Below are 3,383 nucleotides of genomic sequence, written 5' to 3'. Positions count from 1 at the left end.
CGAGGCTTCGATTTCCCGATGGACTTTCGGAGTTGCTTGTAGTGTTCGCGGATACGGCGCACTTCCTCGCCGTAGAAGGTGGTTTTGCGGTCGGAAAGGAATACGCAGGTGGCGACCCATCGTGCGCCCATGTCGATGGCGAGTACGTCGCCGTACTCGTCTTGGACGGTCACAGACCGTTTGACGACGAGATGGACGTACCAGTCACCGTCACGGCGCACTAGTTCGCTGTCCCGAATATCGCCCTTGCGAACGAGCTGTTCGTCCTTGTGTGGGACGTGGGTGGGACACCAGATGGAGTTTCCTCGTCCCCGTTCGGGGTCGTAGACGGGGATTTTCACCCACCACGACGACAGGACAGTATCCTCATCGTAGGACACCTCGAACACGTCATTACGGAGCACGACGGGTTGTTCGGTGGCGGGGTTCGGGTCTTTCTGTCGCTGGACTTTCGACGCCTGTTGTTTGGTCGCAGAGTAGAGGTCAGCGTCCCCGCCGTGAACCTCGGTCTGGAATGCCTAGTACTCACGGGCGAGCAGGTCGGCTTTCCTATTAGTCAGCGAGTGGAGTTTGACCCGCACCGTGGTTGAGACATTCCGTTGCATGACTACTCACCTGCTTGGGCGTCGATGTACTCCCCAAGGACCTCGCTGGATACGTCGCCTGCACTTGAGACGAAGTACGAGCGTGTCCACAGCGGTCACAGTCTCCACGGGCGTGTCTTCGGGCCATCCCAGCCCTAACTCAGAAAATCCTCGTTGTAACACGTTAACTGCGGCGTTTGTGTCCCTTTCAGTCTCGAATCCGCACGACGGGCAAGAGTGTTCCCTGACCCAAATTGGCTTTGCCGTCTCCACACCACACGACGCACATTCTTTCGTCGTGCCTCGTGCTTCGACCTGCACGACGTGACAGCCGTACAGGTCAGCCTTGTATTCGAGGAGCGTAATGAACTGTCGCCACGCCGCATCCTGCTTGTTCCGAGCGTTCCCGTCGCCCTGAAGCATCCCCCTCACGTTCAAGTCCTCAATAAACACGGCCTCGTACTCATGGACGAGCCACGTCGTAATCTTGTGCTGGTAGTCCAGCACCTTCCGCTTGGTGTGACGCTTGACCTTCGCCACTTCCCGGCGTTGCTTCTCGTAGTTGTTCGATCCTTGCTCCTTGCGAGACAGCTTACGTTGCTCGCGTCGGAGTCGGTCGTACTCGTCTTCGAGGGCAAGCCAGTCCACTGTCTTGCCGTCCGAGGTGTGGATGTAGTTGAGGATGCCGAGGTCGATTCCGACGCTGTTACTCGCGTCGAGCGAGTCCACGTCGGGTTTCTCGGGCAAGTCAGCCTCGTCAGTTTCCAGACCGAAAGAGACGAACCACTCGCCGGTCGTCTCCTTCTTGACTGTGACTTCTTTGATGGCCGCTTCGGCAGGGATCTCGCGGTGATAGCGTATTTTGATGTCACCTATTTTCGAGAGCCAGAGTGTCGCACGTCGGCCACTCGTGTTTTTGAGTTCGAAGCCGGACTGCGAAAACGTCATACTCTGGAACTCCCGTGGTGACTTCCAGTTGAGTTTCCCGACCTTGTTCCCGTTGTCTTTCTGGGCTTTCAGATTCGAGAGATTCTGGTAGAACCGTGTAACGGTTGGTTGCAGAGCCTTCGAGTTGACTTCTGAGAAGACAGGGAACTCGTTTTTCCAGTCGGGAAGTCGGGAGTGGTGTCTGTACGTGGAGCCGATGTCGTCAGCGTCCACGTTCTCGTACTCGTAGAGGGTGTAGTTGTACGCTTGGCGATGAATGTCGATGTGACGTTCCAGTTCACCGGCTACCTCTTGTGTCGGGTATGCGGGGTAGCGGTAACTATACTCCATCGCTTTCTCTTGATTAGAGATATGTCTACTTAATGGTTTGTACTACGATTTGTCGGATTCAATCCCGGGGTCAAGCCCCGGGGCATTCTCCTTGAAATTGTGTAAAGCCGATCGCGTCATTGAACTCCTCTACGGCCTCAAACTCCCTGTTATACACTGATGTCCGGATTGGTTTTTTTAGCGAGCCACCCACCAAAGAAGCCGCCGAATACGCCAATCAATATCCCCAACATACCCACCGCAAGGACAAGAAAACAAAGCAACACAACCGCAATTACCGGCCCACCTCCCGAAGCCGAAGTGATAAACCAGTTACGTAGAAAGTGAGACGACCAGGCAAAGGCAGGCACTGTCCCGAGAATGCCGGCCCCCATACCGGCTCTCTTGAAATGACCCGATCCGCTCGCGGCGAGAAATCCGGCGAAACCACTACCAATAATCACTCCTGAGAGGTTATAATACGACTCCGCACCGACGAACAGATTATGTACGGTCACCACCAGTATACCGACTACTCCCCCAAAAACCGCATACACATACGTTGGGGTATCTTTTTCAAACCAATCTATATCCATACTGGCCAATACAACAGAGCGGCTTATATTCGATCTGTTAGATCAAACTGATATTGAAGATACCTATTCGAATTTGAGAGCATATAACAGATTCAATCCTTGTCTACTGTGTCTCCTGACGTAATCACGTCCGCGTAGCCTCCGAAGACGAATTTTAGCATCCACGGTAATGCGATGACGATACCGACACACACGACAAGTGCCTGTGCGATCCCGGCAAGGTTTTTTACAGAAATCATCATCCCAAAGACGATCAAAATACCAACCGAATCTTGAAACGACAAGTCACTCATGATCTGCGATACTATCGCTCCCCAATCGGTCTTTTATTGATGCAAATGGGGTGGGTGTAGAATACGTCTCAGGATTTGATTCGACGATTTCTGGGTTTATCGTGGTCGAATACCTCGGACCCGGTCTGGACGTATAATCACACCAGTATTGCAGTACACGGTTTAATCGATGGCGAGTGCGAGCGAGATGAGCATACCGTTGATCTGAGTGAGTGACTCGTTGAACGGCCCGTTGGTGACGCGAATCCATCGTGTGAGAGTAAAAATTCGATATGAGCCTTCCTTCTGTTTATTAGCCCATCGTCTCATAGATGAGATATGACCCTCCAACTTGGGCGAGCGATCAGTGATGGGATCAAGCGAATACTCACACCGACTGGTGGAATACTGCTTGTCGTGTTTCTCGCACTCCAGTTACTGACACAGGCTTCGATCAACACGGCGGTCGTTAGCGTCTTTTCGGACGGGCCGGCAGGCGAGATCGAAGCAGCCCTCGGATTGACACTCCCCGTGTCAGGCACTGTTGCCGGTGGCCTGTTCGCCGGAGCGATCGTCCTCAGTTCGGCGTATTTTGTCGTCCTTTCATACGGTCGTGCGAAAGTATTTACTATAGCAATCGTATTTCTGCATAATGGGTCGGCTGGACGACATCA

Annotated in this window: 2 protein-coding genes and 4 pseudogenes; 1 reads left to right on the top strand and 5 read right to left on the bottom strand. The window is 53.3% G+C overall.

Annotated elements, in window-relative coordinates:
- The 5 genes and pseudogenes from KM295_RS16715 to KM295_RS16695 all read right to left on the bottom strand — a co-directional run.
- Positions 1-605 (bottom strand): annotated as a pseudogene (locus KM295_RS16715) (RNA-guided endonuclease TnpB family protein); the annotation flags it as partial.
- A 2-nt stretch (positions 606-607) separates the two neighbouring features.
- Positions 608-697 (bottom strand): annotated as a pseudogene (locus tag KM295_RS16710) (transposase); the annotation flags it as partial.
- 70 nt (positions 698-767) lie between these two features.
- Positions 768-1,862: pseudogene (locus KM295_RS16705) on the bottom strand (RNA-guided endonuclease InsQ/TnpB family protein); the annotation flags it as partial.
- A gap of 149 nt (positions 1,863-2,011) precedes the next feature.
- Entirely contained in the window at positions 2,012-2,437 is a 426-nt protein-coding gene (locus KM295_RS16700) for a DUF5518 domain-containing protein (protein WP_256031506.1), read from the bottom strand.
- 92 nt (positions 2,438-2,529) lie between these two features.
- Positions 2,530-2,730, bottom strand: a complete 201-nt coding sequence (locus KM295_RS16695) for a hypothetical protein (RefSeq protein WP_256031505.1) — start codon at positions 2,728-2,730, stop codon at positions 2,530-2,532.
- A gap of 318 nt (positions 2,731-3,048) precedes the next feature.
- On the opposite strand from KM295_RS16695, the pseudogene KM295_RS16690 reads away from it, so the two are divergent.
- A pseudogene (locus tag KM295_RS16690) lies at positions 3,049-3,383 on the top strand (hypothetical protein); the annotation flags it as partial.

The organism is Natronomonas aquatica, from assembly GCF_024449025.1.
GTDB classification, from domain to species: Archaea; Halobacteriota; Halobacteria; order Halobacteriales; family Haloarculaceae; genus Natronomonas; species Natronomonas aquatica.
The sequence above is the reverse complement of the archived record's forward strand: the minus strand, read 5'-3'. Positions and strand labels throughout refer to the sequence as shown.